This is a genomic window from Euzebya pacifica, from assembly GCF_003344865.1.
GTDB lineage: Bacteria > Actinomycetota > Nitriliruptoria > Euzebyales > Euzebyaceae > Euzebya > Euzebya pacifica.
Genome location: NZ_CP031165.1, coordinates 4,556,668 through 4,572,811, shown reverse-complemented (window position 1 = coordinate 4,572,811; position 16,144 = coordinate 4,556,668). Strand labels below are relative to the sequence as shown.

19 protein-coding genes, 1 tRNA gene and 1 pseudogene are annotated in these 16,144 nt (G+C 71.0%); 10 read left to right on the top strand and 11 right to left on the bottom strand.

What is annotated here, in order from left to right:
- Positions 1–14: 14 nt before the first annotated feature.
- The 3 genes from DVS28_RS19615 to DVS28_RS19605 form a co-directional block, all read right to left on the bottom strand.
- Positions 15–668, bottom strand: coding sequence for a CpaB family protein (locus tag DVS28_RS19615; RefSeq protein ID WP_164710791.1), 654 nt, complete (start codon positions 666–668; stop codon positions 15–17).
- Between the two features lie 67 nt (positions 669–735).
- The gene (locus DVS28_RS19610) at positions 736–1,488 is read right to left on the bottom strand and encodes a MerR family transcriptional regulator (protein ID WP_114592975.1); all 753 of its coding nucleotides are present in this window, start codon (positions 1,486–1,488) and stop codon (positions 736–738) included.
- A 114-nt stretch (positions 1,489–1,602) separates the two neighbouring features.
- A complete protein-coding gene (locus tag DVS28_RS19605; protein ID WP_216826163.1) occupies positions 1,603–2,421 on the bottom strand; it encodes an S-methyl-5'-thioadenosine phosphorylase in 819 nt (272 codons plus the stop codon).
- Between the two features lie 20 nt (positions 2,422–2,441).
- On the opposite strand from DVS28_RS19605, the gene DVS28_RS29675 reads away from it, so the two are divergent.
- Positions 2,442–2,600, top strand: a complete 159-nt coding sequence (locus DVS28_RS29675) for a hypothetical protein (RefSeq protein WP_245973558.1) — start codon at positions 2,442–2,444, stop codon at positions 2,598–2,600.
- Between the two features lie 14 nt (positions 2,601–2,614).
- Here DVS28_RS29675 and DVS28_RS30175 read toward each other — a convergent pair.
- Positions 2,615–2,755, bottom strand: a pseudogene (locus tag DVS28_RS30175) (FmdB family zinc ribbon protein); the annotation flags it as partial.
- A 33-nt stretch (positions 2,756–2,788) separates the two neighbouring features.
- A complete protein-coding gene (locus DVS28_RS19595) occupies positions 2,789–3,361 on the bottom strand; it encodes a 5-formyltetrahydrofolate cyclo-ligase (RefSeq protein WP_164710790.1) in 573 nt (190 codons plus the stop codon).
- A gap of 10 nt (positions 3,362–3,371) precedes the next feature.
- Between DVS28_RS19595 and galU the strand changes: the two genes are divergently transcribed.
- The 7 genes from galU (at position 3,372) to DVS28_RS19560 (ending at position 7,819) form a co-directional block, all read left to right on the top strand.
- Complete coding sequence (gene galU / locus DVS28_RS19590; protein ID WP_114592973.1) at positions 3,372–4,310, top strand: UTP--glucose-1-phosphate uridylyltransferase GalU; 939 nt, start codon at positions 3,372–3,374, stop codon at positions 4,308–4,310.
- Positions 4,311–4,312: 2 nt separating this feature from the next.
- A complete protein-coding gene (locus DVS28_RS19585) occupies positions 4,313–5,545 on the top strand; it encodes a molybdopterin molybdotransferase MoeA (RefSeq protein WP_216826162.1) in 1,233 nt (410 codons plus the stop codon).
- Complete coding sequence (gene moaC / locus DVS28_RS19580) at positions 5,542–6,033, top strand: cyclic pyranopterin monophosphate synthase MoaC (protein WP_114592972.1); 492 nt, start codon at positions 5,542–5,544, stop codon at positions 6,031–6,033. The genes DVS28_RS19585 and moaC overlap by 4 nt, the downstream gene beginning before the upstream one ends.
- Entirely contained in the window at positions 6,030–6,527 is a 498-nt protein-coding gene (locus tag DVS28_RS19575) for a MogA/MoaB family molybdenum cofactor biosynthesis protein (protein ID WP_114592971.1), read from the top strand. Before moaC ends, DVS28_RS19575 begins: the two co-directional genes overlap by 4 nt.
- Positions 6,528–6,656: 129 nt before the next feature.
- Entirely contained in the window at positions 6,657–7,046 is a 390-nt protein-coding gene (locus DVS28_RS19570) for a hypothetical protein (RefSeq protein ID WP_114592970.1), read from the top strand.
- Between the two features lie 2 nt (positions 7,047–7,048).
- On the top strand, positions 7,049–7,693 hold the full coding sequence (locus tag DVS28_RS19565; RefSeq protein ID WP_114592969.1) for a translin family protein: 645 nt from the start codon (positions 7,049–7,051) through the stop codon (positions 7,691–7,693).
- Between the two features lie 53 nt (positions 7,694–7,746).
- A tRNA-Ala gene (locus tag DVS28_RS19560) sits at positions 7,747–7,819 on the top strand.
- Between the two features lie 148 nt (positions 7,820–7,967).
- On the opposite strand, the gene DVS28_RS19555 is transcribed toward DVS28_RS19560, so the two are convergent.
- The 3 genes from DVS28_RS19555 to DVS28_RS19545 all read right to left on the bottom strand — a co-directional run bounded on the left by DVS28_RS19555 (position 7,968) and on the right by DVS28_RS19545 (position 10,500).
- Positions 7,968–9,149 (bottom strand): zinc-dependent alcohol dehydrogenase, encoded by a 1,182-nt coding sequence (locus DVS28_RS19555; RefSeq protein ID WP_114592968.1) that lies wholly within the window; start codon positions 9,147–9,149, stop codon positions 7,968–7,970.
- A 109-nt stretch (positions 9,150–9,258) separates the two neighbouring features.
- Positions 9,259–10,194: an oxidoreductase gene (locus DVS28_RS19550; RefSeq protein ID WP_114592967.1), complete on the bottom strand. Its 936-nt coding sequence runs from the start codon at positions 10,192–10,194 to the stop codon at positions 9,259–9,261.
- A 51-nt stretch (positions 10,195–10,245) separates the two neighbouring features.
- A complete protein-coding gene (locus tag DVS28_RS19545; protein ID WP_114594284.1) occupies positions 10,246–10,500 on the bottom strand; it encodes a GlsB/YeaQ/YmgE family stress response membrane protein in 255 nt (84 codons plus the stop codon).
- 101 nt (positions 10,501–10,601) lie between these two features.
- Here DVS28_RS19545 and DVS28_RS19540 point away from each other — a divergent pair, with 101 nt between their 5' ends.
- A complete protein-coding gene (locus tag DVS28_RS19540; RefSeq protein WP_114592966.1) occupies positions 10,602–11,423 on the top strand; it encodes a Cof-type HAD-IIB family hydrolase in 822 nt (273 codons plus the stop codon).
- A gap of 12 nt (positions 11,424–11,435) precedes the next feature.
- Here the strand turns inward: DVS28_RS19540 and DVS28_RS19535 are convergent, their stop codons facing one another.
- Complete coding sequence (locus tag DVS28_RS19535) at positions 11,436–11,765, bottom strand: hypothetical protein (protein WP_114592965.1); 330 nt, start codon at positions 11,763–11,765, stop codon at positions 11,436–11,438.
- Positions 11,766–11,778: 13 nt separating this feature from the next.
- Complete coding sequence (locus tag DVS28_RS19530) at positions 11,779–13,449, bottom strand: phospholipid carrier-dependent glycosyltransferase (protein ID WP_114592964.1); 1,671 nt, start codon at positions 13,447–13,449, stop codon at positions 11,779–11,781.
- A gap of 62 nt (positions 13,450–13,511) precedes the next feature.
- Between DVS28_RS19530 and rsmI the strand changes: the two genes are divergently transcribed.
- The gene (gene rsmI / locus DVS28_RS19525; protein WP_216826161.1) at positions 13,512–14,354 is read left to right on the top strand and encodes a 16S rRNA (cytidine(1402)-2'-O)-methyltransferase; all 843 of its coding nucleotides are present in this window, start codon (positions 13,512–13,514) and stop codon (positions 14,352–14,354) included.
- A gap of 14 nt (positions 14,355–14,368) precedes the next feature.
- Here rsmI and metG read toward each other — a convergent pair whose 3' ends face one another.
- Positions 14,369–16,081, bottom strand: a complete 1,713-nt coding sequence (gene metG / locus DVS28_RS19520; RefSeq protein WP_114592962.1) for a methionine--tRNA ligase — start codon at positions 16,079–16,081, stop codon at positions 14,369–14,371.
- Positions 16,082–16,144: the final 63 nt, after the last annotated feature.

Sequence of the window (16,144 nt, the reverse complement as noted above, 5' to 3'; positions counted from 1 at the left end):
GGGCGATGACCCCGCTACTCGGGGGGCACGAGGGTGAGGAGCAGCTGGCCGCTGGACATCGCCGACGTCGCCTCTCCGACATCGGCTGATGGCACCGCCACGAGGGCCACCGAGCGGCTTCCCTCGCCGTCCACGGCCAGCACCCTGAGCCCCTCCGACAGCAGCTCGGGCGGTCCCCGCGAGCGGTCGACCGCCCAGACGTCCACCACCGCTCCTGCGTCGATCCCCCACGCGGTCTCAACGGGGACGGGCAGGAGCCGGTGTTCTGCAGGGAGGACCGCAGCCGGTCCGACCGAGGAGATGTGCGCCTCGGTGAGCACCGCACCGTCCATCAGGGGGAGGGTCAGCGTCATGTCGGGATCGATCTCCGTCACCGGGTCGGGCGGCACCGCGATCGGGGGCAGGCGCACGCGGCGGACGGCATCGGCCACGTCCTCGCCGGGGGTGATCGTCCGGGTGGCCTGCCACACCTCGATGCCCCCGCCGCCCCACTGCGCGAGGAGCCCGTCGCGATAGGCGCTGCACTGTCCTGCCACGACGACCGCCAGCAGGCCCCACACGATCAGCCGGGCCCGTGGGGGCAGGCGAGCCCACCCCTCCGCCAGGGCGTCGAGACGACGGGGGAGGGGTGGAGGGGGCCCGTACAGGAAGCCGGATCGCAGCGGCACACCCCCACCCTGTCCCGAACGCGGCAACACCCGGGCGCGGATCGCGCCCGGGTGTGGACAACTCCGGCTACTGGCCGGCGCCTGCCCGGTCGGCGTTGGCCCTGATCGCGTCGCGGAACCACACGGCCAGCCCCTCGGCGTGGGTGTCGTAGGTCGCGGTGAACCGGGGATCGGTGACGTACATCTCCCCGAGGTTGACGTGCATCTCGTGGGAGCATTCGTAGAACTGGCGGATGGCCTGGCGAGCCTCCTCCGCGAGGTCCATGGCGGACTCGCCGTCGGCGGCAGCGCCCGCCTCGAATGCCTCGGCAAGGCGTCGGACGAACGACTCGTTCTCGGCGGCGAGCCGGTCGAACTCGGCCTTGGTCATGTTCTTGGTGCGCTCGCGTGACTGCCGGTAGGCATCCGTCTCGCCCCAGCGCTCCTTGACTTCGTCTTCGTACTGGCTGTGGTCAAAAGCCACGAACATCTCCTCCTCGTTGGTCTGTGGTCCGCCCTCGAGCTCTGCGAGGGCTTGGTCAACGGCCTTCAGGACCAGGCCCAGGTCGTCGTGTCGTCGGGCCAGCTCCGCGCGTTGGTCACGCAGGGCTTCGGCCCGGTCATAGTCGGGGTCGTCGAGGGCCGAGGCGATCTCGGCCAACGTGAAGCCCAGCTCGCGCCAGAACATGATCTGCTGCAGGCGCAGCAGGTCGTCGTGGTCGTAGAGCCGGTAGCCCGCGGGCGTCCTGCCGCTGGGCCGCAGCAGGCCGATCTCGTCGTAGTGGTGAAGGGTGCGGACGGTGACGCCGGCCAGCTCGGCCAGCTCGCTCACACTTCGCATGGGTGGCCTCCTCGGCGGTGGGGGCGATGTGCCCGACGGGGTGTCGAGGACCACCGTGGCGCCTCACGTGACGTGAGGGTCAACCCCTGCCCGGAAGAAAGTTCCGACGACTGGTCAGAGGTGGGCGTCGCGAAGCGCGTGCAGCGCTGGGCGGTCGGGCGACAGCGGCAGCGCGGGGATGATCGCGAACAGCAGGCGACGCAGGTTCTCGGTGTTGGCGCGGAAGACCTCCAGCACCGCGGCGCTGGTGACCGCCGGGACGTCGGGATCGTCCTCGAGGCCGGCATCGAAGTCGGTCACGAGGGAGATGTTCAGGGCGGCCATCTCCAGCTCACGGGCCAGCGGCGCCTCGGGGTACTGCGTCATGCCGACGATGTCCCAGCCCTGGGCGGAGAACCAGCGTGACTCGGCCTTGGTGGAGAACCGCGGTCCCTGGATCACCACGAGTGTCCCGGCCTCGTGCACGTCGATGTCGAGCGAGCGTGCGGCGCTCAGGGCCACCCCGCGCATCTCTGCGTCGTAGGGCTCGGCGAAGGACACGTGGGTGACCTCGGGCCCGTCGTGGAAGGTGTCGATTCGTCCCCGGGTGCGGTCCACGAGCTGGTCGGCCAGCACGAACGACCCGGGGGCGATGTCGGTTCGCAGGCTTCCGACCGCGCACGGCAGGATCACGTCGGTCGCCCCGAGGTGCTTCATCGCCCAGAGGTTGGCGCGGTAGTCGATACGGTGCGGAGGGATGGTGTGGCCGACGCCGTGGCGCGGCATGAAGCCGACGGATCGTCCCTCGACCTCTGCCACCGTCACCGGCGCCGACGGGGGGCCATACGGTGTCTCGACCGCGACCTCGCGGGCGTCGTCGAGCAAGGAGTACAGCCCCGAGCCGCCGAACACGGCGACGTCGATGGCGACCTCGTCGTGGCGAGGGACCTCCACGAGCTCAGTCCGAGCTGGAGTTGGACGACGAGGTGCTGGACGAGGAGCTGCTGTCCTTGGACGAGCTGCTGCTCTTCGACGAGCTGCTGTCCTCCTTCGACGACGAGTCGCTCGAACCGCTGCTGGCGGTGCCGCTGGTGCTGGACGACGAGCCGCTGCTGCGCGTGTCGGTGACGTAGTACCCGGAGCCCTTGAACACGATCCCGGCGGCGCTGAACACCTTGCGGACGGGCTCGCCGCACTCGATGCACTCGGTCAGCGCATCATCGGAGAAGGACTGCTTGACCTCGAACCGATGGTCGTTGGTCAGGCACACGTAGTCGTAGGTGGGCATGGTGGTGAAGGTCTCGAAGGGGTCGACGGCCGCTCAACGGTACACGTCGCCCTCGGTGACGACCGCATCGACAGGGGCGTCGTGGGGGTCGGCGGCCACACGGTCGACCAGCTGGACCTCCAAGCAGATCCCGATGCGCACGGCCGCGCCGGTCCGGGGCAGCAGGCGGTCGTAGAACCCGCCGCCGTAGCCGATCCGGCCGCCGTGGCGGTCGAAGCAGACCCCGGGGACCAGCACCGTGCCCACGTCCCGCGGATCGATGGTCGGCAGGACGTCACGGGGTTCCCTGATGCCGTAGGCACCCACGACCAGGTCGACGTCGAGGTCGGTCACGAGGTGCAGCTGGAGGTCCCCGGGACCGACCACGCGTGGCAGCGCCAGCGGCCGTGCCGCAGCCAACCAGCCCCGCAGGACCGCATCGACCGACACCTCGTCGCCCGTGGCGGCGTAGCCGAGCAGCGGCCCCGGTCGTGCACCGAGCAGGGGGTCGAGGCGTTCGCCGATCCGGGCCGCCGCCCGGGCGCGCACGTCGCCGGGGACCGCCGCCCGACGTTCCTTCGCGGCCAGCCGCTGCTCGATCTTCTGTTGCCCCGCGTCCACCGACATCCGTCGTAGCATGCCAGCGGCAACCCCCGTTCGTTGTCCTCCAGTCCTCGGAAAGCGAAGGTCACCAACAGTGCGCGCACGCAAGGCCGTCATTCCCGCCGCGGGCCTCGGTACGAGGTTCCTGCCGGCCACGAAGGCCCAGCCCAAGGAGATGCTCCCGCTGGTGGACAAGCCGGCGATCCAGTACGTCGTCGAGGAAGCGGTCCGTGCCGGGCTCGACGACATCCTCATGGTCACCGGACGTGGGAAGCGTGCGCTGGAGGACCACTTCGACCAGGCCGTCGAGCTCGAGCGCCAGCTCGCCGCGACGGGCAAGGAGAGCCTGCTGGCCGCAGTACAGGCCGTCACCCAGCTCGCGCTGGTCCACTACGTCCGCCAGGGCAAGCCGCTGGGCCTCGGACACGCTGTCGGCTGCGCCCGCCACCACGTCGGGGACGAACCCTTCGCGGTCCTGCTCGGTGACGATCTGTTGGGGGAGGAGGAGCGACTGCTCTCGCAGATGGTCGACGTCTGCGACCAGACCGGACGGTCCGTCATCGCCGTCATGGAGTTCGGCGACGAGGACCTGTCGAAGTACGGCGTCGTGGCGGCCGAGCCCGACCCCGACCACGAGGGCGTCTACAAGGTCACCGACCTCGTCGAGAAGCCGGGCAAGGCCAACGCCCCGTCCAACCTGTGCATCATCGGGCGGTACGTCTTGACCCCCGACATCTTCGACCACATCGGCGCCACCAAGCCGGGGCGGGGCGGCGAGATCCAGCTGACCGACGCCATGCGAGCCCAGGCGCAGGACGAGCCCATCCGGGCCATCAAGTTCGACGGCATCCGCTACGACGTCGGTGCCAAGCCCGACTACCTGCGGGCCACCGTCGAGCTGGCAGCCCAACGCGAGGACCTGGGGCCGGAGTTCATCGCGTTCCTGCGCGAGTTCGTCGCTGGTCTCGACTAGGCGTGGGCCACCGCCACCACGTCGATCCCGCCGAGCTCGAGCCGCTGGCGGACTATCGCCGTCGGGTCCTGTCGGGCCTGTCGCCGCTGACGCCGATCCAGACCGCCCTGTCGGAGGCCCACGGCTCGGTCCTGGCCGAGGACGTCGCCGCACCGGGCGACATCCCCCCGTTCGCCAACTCCGCCATGGACGGGTACGCCGTCGCGGCCTCCACCGTCACCGCCGGTGAGCCGCTGCACGTCGTGGGCGAGATCGCGGCGGGCGCTGCCGAGCGTCCGTCGCCCGGGCCGGGACAGGCCGTCCGCATCATGACCGGTGCGCCGCTGCCCGCCGGGGTCGATGCGATCGTGCCGGTCGAGCTGGTCGACGAGCGCGGCCACGAGGTCGTCCTCAACATCCAGCCCGCAGCCGGCGAGAACGTGCGCGACGCCGGCGAGAGCGTCCGAGCGGGCGAGACCGTCCTGACCGCCGGCCGTCCTCTCGGCGCGGCCGAGATCGGCATGCTGGCGGCCATGGGGGTCGGTCGTGTCCTCGTCCACCCCCGTCCCCGCGTCGCCGTGCTGGCCACCGGCGACGAGCTGATCGAACCCGGCAAGCCCCTGCGGCCGGGACAGATCCACGAGTCCAACTCCTACCTGCTGGCCGCACAGGTCACCGAGGCCGGGGCCATCCCGTTTCGCCAACCCATCGCGGTCGACGACCGGGCCAGCCTGAAGCGGGCGTTCCGCGGGGCGCTTGCGCAGGCCGACCTGCTGGTCACCAGCGGCGGGGTCAGCGCCGGCCGCTACGACCTGTCCAAGCAGGTGCTCGCCGACATGGGTGACGTCTCGTTCAGCAAGGTCGGGATGCAGCCGGGCATGCCGCAGGCCTTCGGGACCATCGACGGCGTGCCGGTCTTCGGACTACCGGGCAATCCGGTGTCGGCCGCGGTCAGCTTCGAGGTCCACGTCCGTCCGGCCATCCGCCGGCTGCAGGGGCGGGACGACCTGAACCGCCCGCGCCTGACCGCACGCCTGGCCGAGGGGGTCCGCAGCCCCGAGCACAAGGTCTCGTTCCTGCGGGTCACCCTCGAACGGGCCGCCGACGGCTGGGCGGCCAGCACCACCGGTGCGCAGGGCAGCGGGATCCTCCGCTCGATGGTCCTGGCCGACGGCCTCGCCGAGATCCCGGCCGACCGCACCTCGCTGGACGCCGGTGAGCAGGTCGTGGTCCACCTGTTGAAGGAGATGGCATGAGCGAACCCCGCCTGACCCACCTCGACGAGGCCGGCCACGCGCGCATGGTCGACGTCGGGGACAAGGACACGACACGCCGGGTGGCCGTCGCCTCCGCCGCCCTCGTGCTCCGACCCGACACCGCTCGGATGCTGGTGGAGGGACGGCTGCCCAAGGGCGACGCCATCGCCACCGCGCGGATCGCGGGGATCATGGCGGCCAAGCGAACCCCCGACCTCATCCCGCTGTGCCACGTCGTGTCGCTGTCGGGCGTGGAGGTCGAGGTCGAGGTCGACGTCGACGCCGGCCGTTGCCGCATCACCGCCACCGCAACGGCGGCCGACCGCACCGGAGTGGAGATGGAAGCCCTCGTGGCGGCATCGACCACGGCGTTGACCCTCTACGACATGACCAAGGCCGTCGAACGGGGCGCCGTCGTCGAACACGTCCGGCTGGAGTCCAAGACCGGCGGCGTTCGCGGTGACTGGCATCGGGACGGTGCCGCGTGAGCGGATCCACCCCCGAGGCACGGGTCGTCCGGGCACGCATCGTGACGGTGTCGACCCGCGCCAGCGCCGGGGTCTACGACGACACCGCCGGACCAGCGGTGGAGGCCGTGCTGGCCGGGGCGGGCATCACCGTCCTCGGCACGACCGTCGTCCCGGACGGACGCGAGGGCGTGTCCCGCGCGATCATCGACGCCTGCCGCGACGCCGACGTGGTCATCACCAACGGTGGCACCGGCATGCACCCCAAGGACACCACGCCCGAGGCCACCCGCGATGTCATCGACCGGGAGGTGCCGGGCCTGGCCGAGGCCATCCGGGCCACGTCCCTGGCCATCACCCCCATGGCGATGTTGTCCCGCGGGATCGCCGGCATCCGCGACCGCACCCTCGTCGTCAACGTGCCCGGATCCCCCAAGGGCGCCCGCGAGTCCGTCGAGGTCGTCATCGGCGTGCTCGGCCACGCGGTGGATCAGTTGGCCGCGGGCGACCATTGAGTACCCTCGGTCCACAGGTATTTCGTTCGGCTTCGGACGAACGGACGATGGTGTCCTCCTTGACAGTCCGGCAGCCTGTTGGTCTGCCCGGTCACCGCCTTCCCATCCAGTGATCGAGTAACCCCCCACATGGCCCTCATCACCAAGTCCACAACCGGTCGCCAGCTCATGGTGCTCGACGACGCCGAGACGATCGCCCACCAGGCGCGTCGTCGCGCCGCGCTGCAGCGCCGCCGTCAGGACGCCGTCCGCGTTGCCGTCGTGGCCGCGGTCGTGCTGTCCACGATCGCCCTGATCATCGGGGTATCGGTGCAGACCGTCGTGCTGGTCTTCGTGGGGCTGTTCGTCGCGGGGGTCGTCGGGTTCCGCCAGCTGCAGGAGCTGCAGGACGTCCGCCGCCGCCACCACGTGCGTGCGCAGATCGGCCAGGGCATCGGAACGCCGCGCCCCAAGGGCGGGTTCTCCACCACCCGACACCGTTCGGGTGCACCGGTCTGGGTCGACCGGCGAGCCGCCTGAGCATGGGCTACGGCGACCACCTCCCAGAGGTGGGTGCGCTTGCCCACGCTCGGCTCGAGGCACGCCACGAGGCGCGAGAGGCTGCGCTGACGGCATCCCGCGCGTCGATCCGTGCAAGCGCCAACGCCATCCGTGCGGCACACCGGGGCGAGAACGACACAGCCGGCGAAGGGGTCGAGGAAGCGGGGGCGCACCTGCGCATCGCGATCGAGGCCACCGATGGCCTGCCGATGATCCGGTGGGCCGGGTTCGTGCACGATGCGGAGAAGGAATACGCCGAGGCGTCGTGCACCCTGGCGGTCCTCAGCGGCAAGCCGCTGCCCGGCCCCGACGACCTCGGCGTGGACGTGACCGCGTGGCTCAACGGGGTGGCCGAGACCGTCGGCGAGCTGCGTCGGTACCTGCTTGACCAGCTCCGCCACGGCCGCATGGAGCGCTGCGAAGAGCTGCTGGCGACCATGGACGACATCTACTCGATGCTGGTCACCATCGACTTCCCCGACGGCATCACCAGCGGCCTGCGTCGCTCGACCGACGTGGCCCGGTCCATCCTCGAGCGCACCCGCGGCGACTTCACCACCGCCCACCTCCAGGAGCGGCTGCGAGAGGCGCTCGACGCCCACCGCAGCGACCTCCTGGACAGCTGACCGGCCGGTTCGCAGACCCATCGGAGTCCCGCTATCATCCAGCGTCCCCCAACGGGGCTGTAGCTCAATTGGTAGAGCGCTTCGGTCGCATCGAAGAGGTCAGGGGTTCGATTCCCCTCAGCTCCACGCGGACCCACTCGCTGACGCTCGCGGGTGGTCCTGCTCCTTCGTCGCGGACGTCCGCGTGGAGCGAGCTCCAGGTGTGTCCCGCTCCGCTCGGGCCATTCGGGCCACGGAGGCCAAGGCAACGCCCCGGCCCCCGTGGGCGAGTGGACTACGGCTGGAAGACGACCTTGATCGCGCCGTTGGTCTTCTGCTGGAACATCTCGTAGGCCTTCGGGGCCTCGTCCAGCGGCAGGCGGTGGGTGGCGAAGTCGTCGACGCCCAGCACGTCGGTGTCGTCGAGCAGCGGCATGATGTCGTCGACCCAGTGCTTCACGTTGGCCTGACCCATGCGCATGGTGATCTGCTTGTCGAACATGGTCATCATCGGCAGGGGGTCGACCATGCCGCCGTAGACGCCGATGAGTGACACCGTGCCGCCCCGACGAACCATGTCGATGGCCGGCAGCATGGCTCCCAGGCGGTCGACGCCGGCGTGGTCCATGAACGGCTCGGAGATCGCCTTCGGCAGGAACTGCGTCAGCCGGTGGGCCAGCTTCGTCGCGGGGGACCCGTGCGCCTCCATGCCGACCGCGTCGATGACGGAGTCCGCACCACGCCCCTTCGTGAGCTCACGGACGGCCTCGGCGATGTCGTCGTGGTCCCGCAGGTCCAGCGTCGTCGTGCCGCGTGCTGCCTCACGCGCCAGGCGCTCGTCGACGAGGTCGATGCCGATGACCTGCTCCACACCCCGCTGCTGCAGGATCCGGCACGCCATGGCGCCGATCGGCCCCAGACCCAGCACCGCCACGGTGCCGCCGTCGGGAACGTTGGCGTACTCCACGGACTGCCAAGCGGTCGGCAGCACGTCGGAGAGGTAGACGAAGCGGTCGTCCGCCGGACCCTCCGGAACCTTGATGGGGCCGTAGTCGGCGTGGGGGACGCGCAGCAGCTCGGCCTGGGCACCCGGGACGGCGCCGTACAGCTTGGTGTAGCCGAACAGGGCCGCACCGCTGTCCTCCTCGGTGACCTGCGTGGTCTCGCACTGGGTCTGCAGGCCACGGTTGCACTGGTCGCAGCGTCCGCAGGCGATCTGGAAGGGGATCACGACCCGGTCGCCGACGGCCAGGTCAGTCACGTCGTCGCCGACGGCCTCGACGATGCCCATGGGTTCGTGGCCGATGATGTCGCCCTCGCGCATGTACGGCCCCAGCACCTCGTACAGGTGCAGGTCCGAGCCGCACAGCCCGGTGGTGGTCATGCGCACGATGGCGTCGGTCGGCTCCTGGATCGTCGGATCGGGGACGGTGTCCACGCGGACGTCGCGGGGGCCATGCCAGACAACTGCCTTCACGGTGATCTCCTCGGTTCGGGGTCTCCTCGATGACTTCCCTCACCGCACCGCGCACCAAACCGGAGACGACGGCCAACCGCTTCGCAGGTGACCGACCGACGGATGTTCGTCAGCTGGGCCGAGCTGCGGCCACGTCGATCGACAGGCCGGTCTCCCGTTCGCACACGGTCCACAGGGCGGCGATGGCCGCGTCGGCACCGGGCCGGATCAGGGGCTTGCGGACCGGCGGGCCCGTGGCCACCAGCAGCGGACCGAAGTAGTCCCCACCGGACGCCGACGGATCGGTCGCCGCCCGCAGCTGGCTGAGGGCACCACGTTCGGTGGACATGCCGACGGTCTCGGTCAGGCGGTGGAAGAACCCGCCGAGGAACCCGGCACCGCCCTCCTCGTGGGTGGTGGCCTGCAGGTCGGAGTTGGTCAGCCCCGGATGGGCAGCCAGCGCCATGGCGTCGACGCCGGCGGCCTCGAACCGGGCCTGCAAGCCTTGGGCGAGGTGGCGCGCCGCCAGCTTGGTGTTGCCGTACTGCTTCCAGGCGTCGTATCGGCCGCGCATGTGCGGGTTGTCGACGTCCAGCGGGCTGCCCTGGTGCTGGGCCATCGAGGAGAGCGTGATCACGCGGGCCCCGGGGGTGGCGACCACGGTGGGCAGCAGGTGGGACGTCAGCGCCCAGTGGCCGAGGACGTTGATGCCCAGCTGCCGTTCGAACCCGTCGACGGTCGTGCCCTCCGGCATCGCCATGACGCCGGCGTTGAGCATCAGGACGTCGATCCGCTCGTGGGCGGCGGCGATCTCCCCTGCGGCCTTCTCGACGGATGCCAGGGAACCAAGGTCGAGCTCGACCACCTCCAGCGAGGCGTCGGGGTGCGCCGCGAGGATCTCCTCCCGCGCGGCCGCCGCCTTCTCCTGGTTGCGAGCAGCCATGACGACGTGGGCGCCCCTGCCCGCGAGGGCCTTGGCCGACGCCAGGCCGAGGCCGCCGTTGGCCCCGGTCACGACGGCGACCCGCCCGCCCTGGTGGGGGATGTCAGCGGTGGACCAGGTCATCGGGTGCTCCTCGAGGAGGGGTGGGGTGGGCGGACGGTACCGCTCCGCCGGTCAGCGGTCGGATCGGCTGAAGAGCCGGGCGAGGGTCAGGACCACGATCGCCCCGATCACCGATCCGATCAGCCCCGAGCCCTGCAGCTCGAAGTTCCCGTCGAAGGCGAGGTTGGCCAGCGTGCCGCCGACGACGGATCCGACCAGCCCCAGCGCGATCGTGCCGATGCAACCGAGTCCCTTGGGAGCGGGGGCGAACACGCGCGCGATGGCACCCGCGATCAGACCGGACAGCAACCACGCGAAGATTCCCATGGCGGCCAGCCTGCCATCGCCGCGGCTCGCCACCATCGGGGAAACCCCCTACGGGTGGCGGGGGGAGTGGCCCTGCCCCCACGGCTACGCTCGGCCGCCGGATGACCACGACGCCACCCTGCCAGCTGATCGCCACCGACATCGACGGGACCCTCCTCCGCAGCGACGGGACGGTCAGCGACCGAGCGCGTCGCGCGATCGCCGACGTCGAGGACTCGGGCCGCCTGTTCGTCCTGGTCACCGGGCGGCCGCCCCGCTGGCTGCGTCCCATCACCGAGCAGGTGGCCCATCGCGGACTCGCCATCTGCGCGAACGGCGGCATCGTGATGGACCTCCACACCGAGGAGGTCGTTCGGGTCGACGCGTTCCCCGACGGCCTGGGCCTGGACGTGCTCAACCGACTCCGGGCCATGGACGACACGCTGGCGTTCGGGGTCGAGTGGGCCGACGGGTTCGCCCACGAGGCGTCCTACCCGCGCGGCACCCGGTCCTCGGAGCTGGCCCGCGGGGCCGCTCAGGACGTCGACCACGTCGACGAGCTGTTCGCCCGGCCCGTCGTGAAGGTCCTCGCCCGGGCGCAGGATCGTGGCCGGCTGGCCCTCGACGAGCTTGCCGAACGGGCCATCGCCGAGATCGGCGAGCTCGCCACCGTCACGTGGTCCAGCGTCGGCCTGCTTGAGGTGTCCGCCCCCGCGGTGACCAAGGCCGCCGCGCTGCACCGCTTCGCCCGGGACCACGGGCTGGGTGCCGAGGACGTGCTGGCTTTCGGGGACATGCCCAACGACCTGCCGATGATCGAGTGGGCCGGGCACGGCGTGGCGGTGGCCAACGCCCATCAGATGGTCCGTGAGGTCGCCGACGAGGTGACGGACTCCAACGACGACGACGGGGTCGCCAAGGTCATCGAGCGGGTGCTCGGGTAGTCGACTGGCGGCTCAGGTGATCTGGGTCGCGACGACGGCGGCGAGCAACGCCAGCAGCAGCAGGGTGGCGACCACCCGCTGCCACGTCAGCCGGGTAGGGTCCCACCCGCGCGAGCTCGACCGCCGCTCCACCTGCAGGATCGACGCCGCGCGCTCGGCGTCGGACTCCAGGACCTGCACCTCGACACCCTGGTAGGCACCACCGAGCGGGAGCCCCGTCGTGCCGCCGAGGTCGTCAGCGATCAGCCGGTACAGCATCCCCTCGGCCCGCAGCGCGCTGGCCGCGACCTCGGCCAGCCCACGGTGCGGGAACACGTCGACCGTCACCCATCCGTCGTTCATCGGTGCCTGCCCATCAGATCCATCCCGGTCGGACCCAGATCAGCGCGTCCCACAGGCCTCGCGGGATCTCCAGGCCGAGGAACAGCGGTGACCAGTAGGCGAACCCGACCAGCGCCACGATCGTCATGGCCGCAGGCACCCACCGGGCCGAGCGACTGTCCAGGGCACGGTCGGCGAGGTAGGCCAGCGACAGGGCGATGAACGGCACGACAGGGGTCAGGTAGAACAGGAAGACCGGCCGTGGGGACAGCAGGTACGGCACGGACTGCCCGAACAGGAACAAGGCGATGGTCAGGGCCTGCCAGCGTCGTCGGGCGAACGCGAACCACAGCAGCACGGGATAACCGAGCAGCGCCGGCCACCAGGTCGCGGGGTTGCCCATGCCGAGCACCTCCGCCACGTTGCCCTCCTCCACCGCGCACTCCGTCCCCGGCTCGCGATCGGCGGCGCAGGACTCGTAGTAGTAGGCGACCGGGCGCGTCATCAGCGGCCACGTCGTCGCGGGTGCGCGGTAGGGATGTTCCGCCTCCAGGTCGCGGTGGAAGCGGAAGATCTCGCCCTGCTCCTCCCACCAGCCCCCCGTGATCTGCTCGAAGGACTCCACGAAGCCGTCGCAGCCCGGTTCGGTGGCGTCGCCCGGCAGGGCGGGCACGGTGGCGGCGTCGTCGGCCTGCGCGGACGCTTCGGTCGTCGCGACGAGGTTGCAGCGGTCGGCCTTGCGGGTGTCCTCGAAGTTGGCGAACCAGCCCGCGTAGGACGTGAGGTACACAACGATCGGGACGAGGACCAGCGCCAGGATCGCGCGGGACACCCCCCGCACCAGGTCCGGCCATGGCGACCCGGTCCAGCGACGACGCCACGCGAGCTCGCTGAACGCGACGAACGCCCAGGCCAGGCCGAGCGGGGCCAGCCCCGACCACTTGGTGGCGACGGCGAGCCCGAGGAAGAGCCCTGCGGCCCACAGCCACTTGCGGTCTCGGTCCGGCGGGGTGTCCGGCGGCTCGTCGGGCACGAAGTCGGGCGCCCCGTCCCACAGGCGGTCGCGGTCGATCAGCAGGGCGAGGACACCGAGCAGGACGAAGAACTGCAGGAAGATGTCCAGCATCGAGATGCGCGACATCGTGACCGCGAGCCCGTCGACGGCCAGCAACGTGGCGCCGAGCAGCGCGGTGGAACGGCGACGGAACAGGCGCAGGCCGACGAAGTAGGCGACGGCGACGGCACCCGTGCCGAACACGGCCGACATGACGCGGCGGGCGAACGCCTCCTCGGCCTCGCGAGCGCGGGCGGCAGGGTTGTCCTCCTCGCCCTCCCGGACCACGCAGCCGTCGGGCTCCTCGGTCACCGCCGCATCGATCGGCGAGCCCTCGTCCACCCCGAAGGTGGCCACACCGATGGCGATCAGCCACTTGCCGACCGGCGGGTGGACGGCGAAGGACGTCTCGGTGCCGACCGACAGGTAGTCGCGCGCGTCGTAGTAGTAGTACGTCTCGTCGAAGTAGCACCGCTCGGGCTGGCCGAGCTGGTGGAAGCGGATCGCACCGGCCATCGTGACCACGATCAGCGGCAGCACCACCGCCCACAGCCACTGCGAGGACGTCCGGTCACGCCACGACCGGCCCGTGTGCTCTGACGGGGCCTCGTCTGCGGTGGCGTCGTCGCGCGTGTCGAGTGATGCGGTCATCCGGCGATGGCGAACCGTACCGGTTGATGACGGGCACCGTTCGTGCCGCGACGATAGTGCGCGTGAACTCCCTCCGCGAACGCCCGCATGGCCATCTGGTCCTCGTCGCCACACCGATCGGCAACCTCGAGGACCTCTCACCCCGTGCGGTGCAGACGTTGCGGTCCGCGGACCTCATCGCCTGCGAGGACACGCGCCGCACCGGCAAGCTCCTGCAGCACGCCGGGATCGAGGGGCAGATGCTGGCCGTGCACGACCACAACGAGGTCGAACGGGCCAGGGGTGTGGTCCAGCGGATCCGCGACGGCCAGACGGTCGCGCTGGTCAGCGACGCCGGCACGCCGGGGATCAGCGACCCCGGCTATGCGCTGGTCAAGGCGGTCGCCGAGGCCGGCCTGACGGTCACTGCCGTGCCCGGCCCTGCGGCGGTCATCCACGCCCTGGTCATCAGCGGCCTGCCGACCGACCGGTTCGCCTTCGAGGGGTTCCTGCCCCGCAAGGCCGGTCCTCGCCGGGCCAGGCTGGAGGCGGTCGCCGGCGACGACCGCACCCTGGTCTTCTACGTCGCCCCGCACCGGGCGGGGGCCGACCTGCAGGCGATGGCCGAGGCGTTCGGGCCCGACCGGCCCGCTGCGGTGACCCGCGAGCTGACCAAGCTGTACGAGGAGGTGCAGCGCGGCACGCTTGCCGAGCTCGCGGAGGCGGCCGAGGCCACGCCGCCCCGTGGCGAGGTCACCGTCGTCGTCGGGCCCGCCCCCGAGGTGGTCGAGGAATGGACCGACGAGGCGTTGTCGGCGCGCCTGGCCGAGCTACGGGCGGCGGGCAGCTCCACCCGTGACGCCGTCAAGCAGGTGGTGGCCGAGACCGGCCTGCCCAAGCGCCGGGTCTACGACCTCGCCACCTGACCCTCCAACGGGGTTCAGCCCCGGTCGTCGGCTCCGGAGAACCGCGCCTGCCACGCCTCGACCATGTCGTCGTCGATGCGACCGAACAGCAGCGGCGGGACCTCGAAGGGATGGCCGGGCTGCAGGGCGGTCAGGTCGACGGTCGGCCAGGCCTCGGTCGTGGCGCCGACCGACGCAGCTGCCGTCGCGGCGGCCGTCGGGATGATCGGCGCTGCCGCGGCCGCGAGGACGGGGATCAGGTTGATGGCCGTGCGCAGGACCGCCTGGGCGGCCTCGTCACCCGTCTGGTCGCCCCACGGGGCCTGCTCGGCCTTGCGGAGCCGCCAGGGCTCGCGGACCTCGAGGTAGGCGTCGCCGAGGGTCCACAGCTCGCGGACGGCACGGGCGACCTTGCGGAACTCCATCGCCTCGTACAGGCCGGCCAGCTCGTCGAGCTTGGCCCGCACGTCGGCGGCCAGCTGCTCCTCCACCTCGCCGGTGGTGCCCCCAGCGGGGACTTCCTCCCCGTACTGCTTGCGGGTGAACGACAGCGTCCGGTTGACGAAGTTCCCCAGCTTGCCGCCGAGGTCGCCGTTGACGGCCTGCTGGAACAGCGGCCAGGTGAAGGAGGCGTCGTCGGACTCCGGCGCGTTGGCGATGAGGTACCAGCGCCACGTGTCGGCCGGCAGCAGCTCCAGCGCGTCGTCCATGAACACGCCGATGCCCTGTGAGGTCGAGAACTTGCCGCCCTCGTAGGTCAGCCAGTTGAACGCCTTGAGGAAGTCGACCTTGTGCCACGGCTCGCCCGAGCCGATCAGGGTGATCGGGAAGCTGACGGTGTGGAAGGCGACGTTGTCCTTGCCCATGAACTCGGTGTAGGTGACGTCGTCGGAGTCGTACCACCAGCTGCGCCAGTCACGCTCGCCGGTCGGGTCTGCGTCAGCCCACTCCTTGGTGGAGGCGATGTAACCGATCGGCGCGTCGAACCAGACGTACCAGACCTTGTGCTCCATGCCGGGCCGTTCGACCGGCACGCCCCACGACAGGTCGCGGGTGATGTCGCGGTCCTGCAGGCCCTCGTCCAGCCACTTCAGGGCGATCGAGCGGGGCAGGTTGGGCCACTGCTCCTGCGTCTCGATCCACTCGCGGACCCGATCGGCCAGCTTGGTCTGCAGCAGGAAGACGCTCTTGGACTCGCGGACCTCGAGGTCGGTGGCGCCGGTCACGGTGGAGCGGGGGTCGATCAGGTCGGTGGGGTCCAGCAGCCGGCCGCAGTTCTCGCACTGGTCGCCACGGGCCCGCTCGAACCCGCAGTGGGGGCAGGTGCCGGTGACGTAGCGGTCGGGCAGGAACCGGTCCTCGCTGGGGGAGTAGACCTGCTGGATCGACCGCTCCTCGAGGTAGCCGTGCTCCTCCAGCTTGCGGGCGAAGTGGTTGGTCAGCTCGTGGTTCTGGGGGCGGCTGGTGCGCCCGAACCAGTCCCAGGACAGGCCGAACCGTTCGCCGAGGTCGCGCTGGATCTCGAACTGCTCGTCGCAGTACTGCTGCACCGTCTGGCCGGCCTCGGCCGCGGCCAGCTCGGCGGGGGTGCCGTGCTCGTCGGTGGCGCAGATCGCCAGCACCTCGTGGCCCTGCATCCGCAGGTACCTGGCGTGGACATCGGCGGGCAGCATCGACCCGACGAGGTTGCCGAGGTGCTTGACGCCGTTGATGTACGGCAGGGCGCTGGTGATGAGGTGGCGTGCCATCGTCCGATGAGGGTAGCCGGGCCGGCTTTCCACCGACGACGGCTGCCGAGGGTCAGTAGATTG

Coding starts and splice junctions, on each gene's coding strand:
- DVS28_RS19610 (WP_114592975.1), bottom strand. CDS start 1,488: ATGCGAAGTGTGAGCGAGCTGGCCGAGCTGGCCGGCGTCACCGTCCGC.
- DVS28_RS19595 (WP_164710790.1), bottom strand. CDS start 3,361: ATGTCGGTGGACGCGGGGCAACAGAAGATCGAGCAGCGGCTGGCCGCG.
- galU (WP_114592973.1), top strand. CDS start 3,372: ATGCCAGCGGCAACCCCCGTTCGTTGTCCTCCAGTCCTCGGAAAGCGA.
- moaC (WP_114592972.1), top strand. CDS start 5,542: ATGAGCGAACCCCGCCTGACCCACCTCGACGAGGCCGGCCACGCGCGC.
- DVS28_RS19570 (WP_114592970.1), top strand. CDS start 6,657: ATGGCCCTCATCACCAAGTCCACAACCGGTCGCCAGCTCATGGTGCTC.
- DVS28_RS19565 (WP_114592969.1), top strand. CDS start 7,049: ATGGGCTACGGCGACCACCTCCCAGAGGTGGGTGCGCTTGCCCACGCT.
- DVS28_RS19550 (WP_114592967.1), bottom strand. CDS start 10,194: ATGACCTGGTCCACCGCTGACATCCCCCACCAGGGCGGGCGGGTCGCC.
- DVS28_RS19545 (WP_114594284.1), bottom strand. CDS start 10,500: ATGGGAATCTTCGCGTGGTTGCTGTCCGGTCTGATCGCGGGTGCCATC.
- DVS28_RS19540 (WP_114592966.1), top strand. CDS start 10,602: ATGACCACGACGCCACCCTGCCAGCTGATCGCCACCGACATCGACGGG.
- DVS28_RS19535 (WP_114592965.1), bottom strand. CDS start 11,765: ATGAACGACGGATGGGTGACGGTCGACGTGTTCCCGCACCGTGGGCTG.
- DVS28_RS19530 (WP_114592964.1), bottom strand. CDS start 13,449: ATGACCGCATCACTCGACACGCGCGACGACGCCACCGCAGACGAGGCC.
- metG (WP_114592962.1), bottom strand. CDS start 16,081: ATGGCACGCCACCTCATCACCAGCGCCCTGCCGTACATCAACGGCGTC.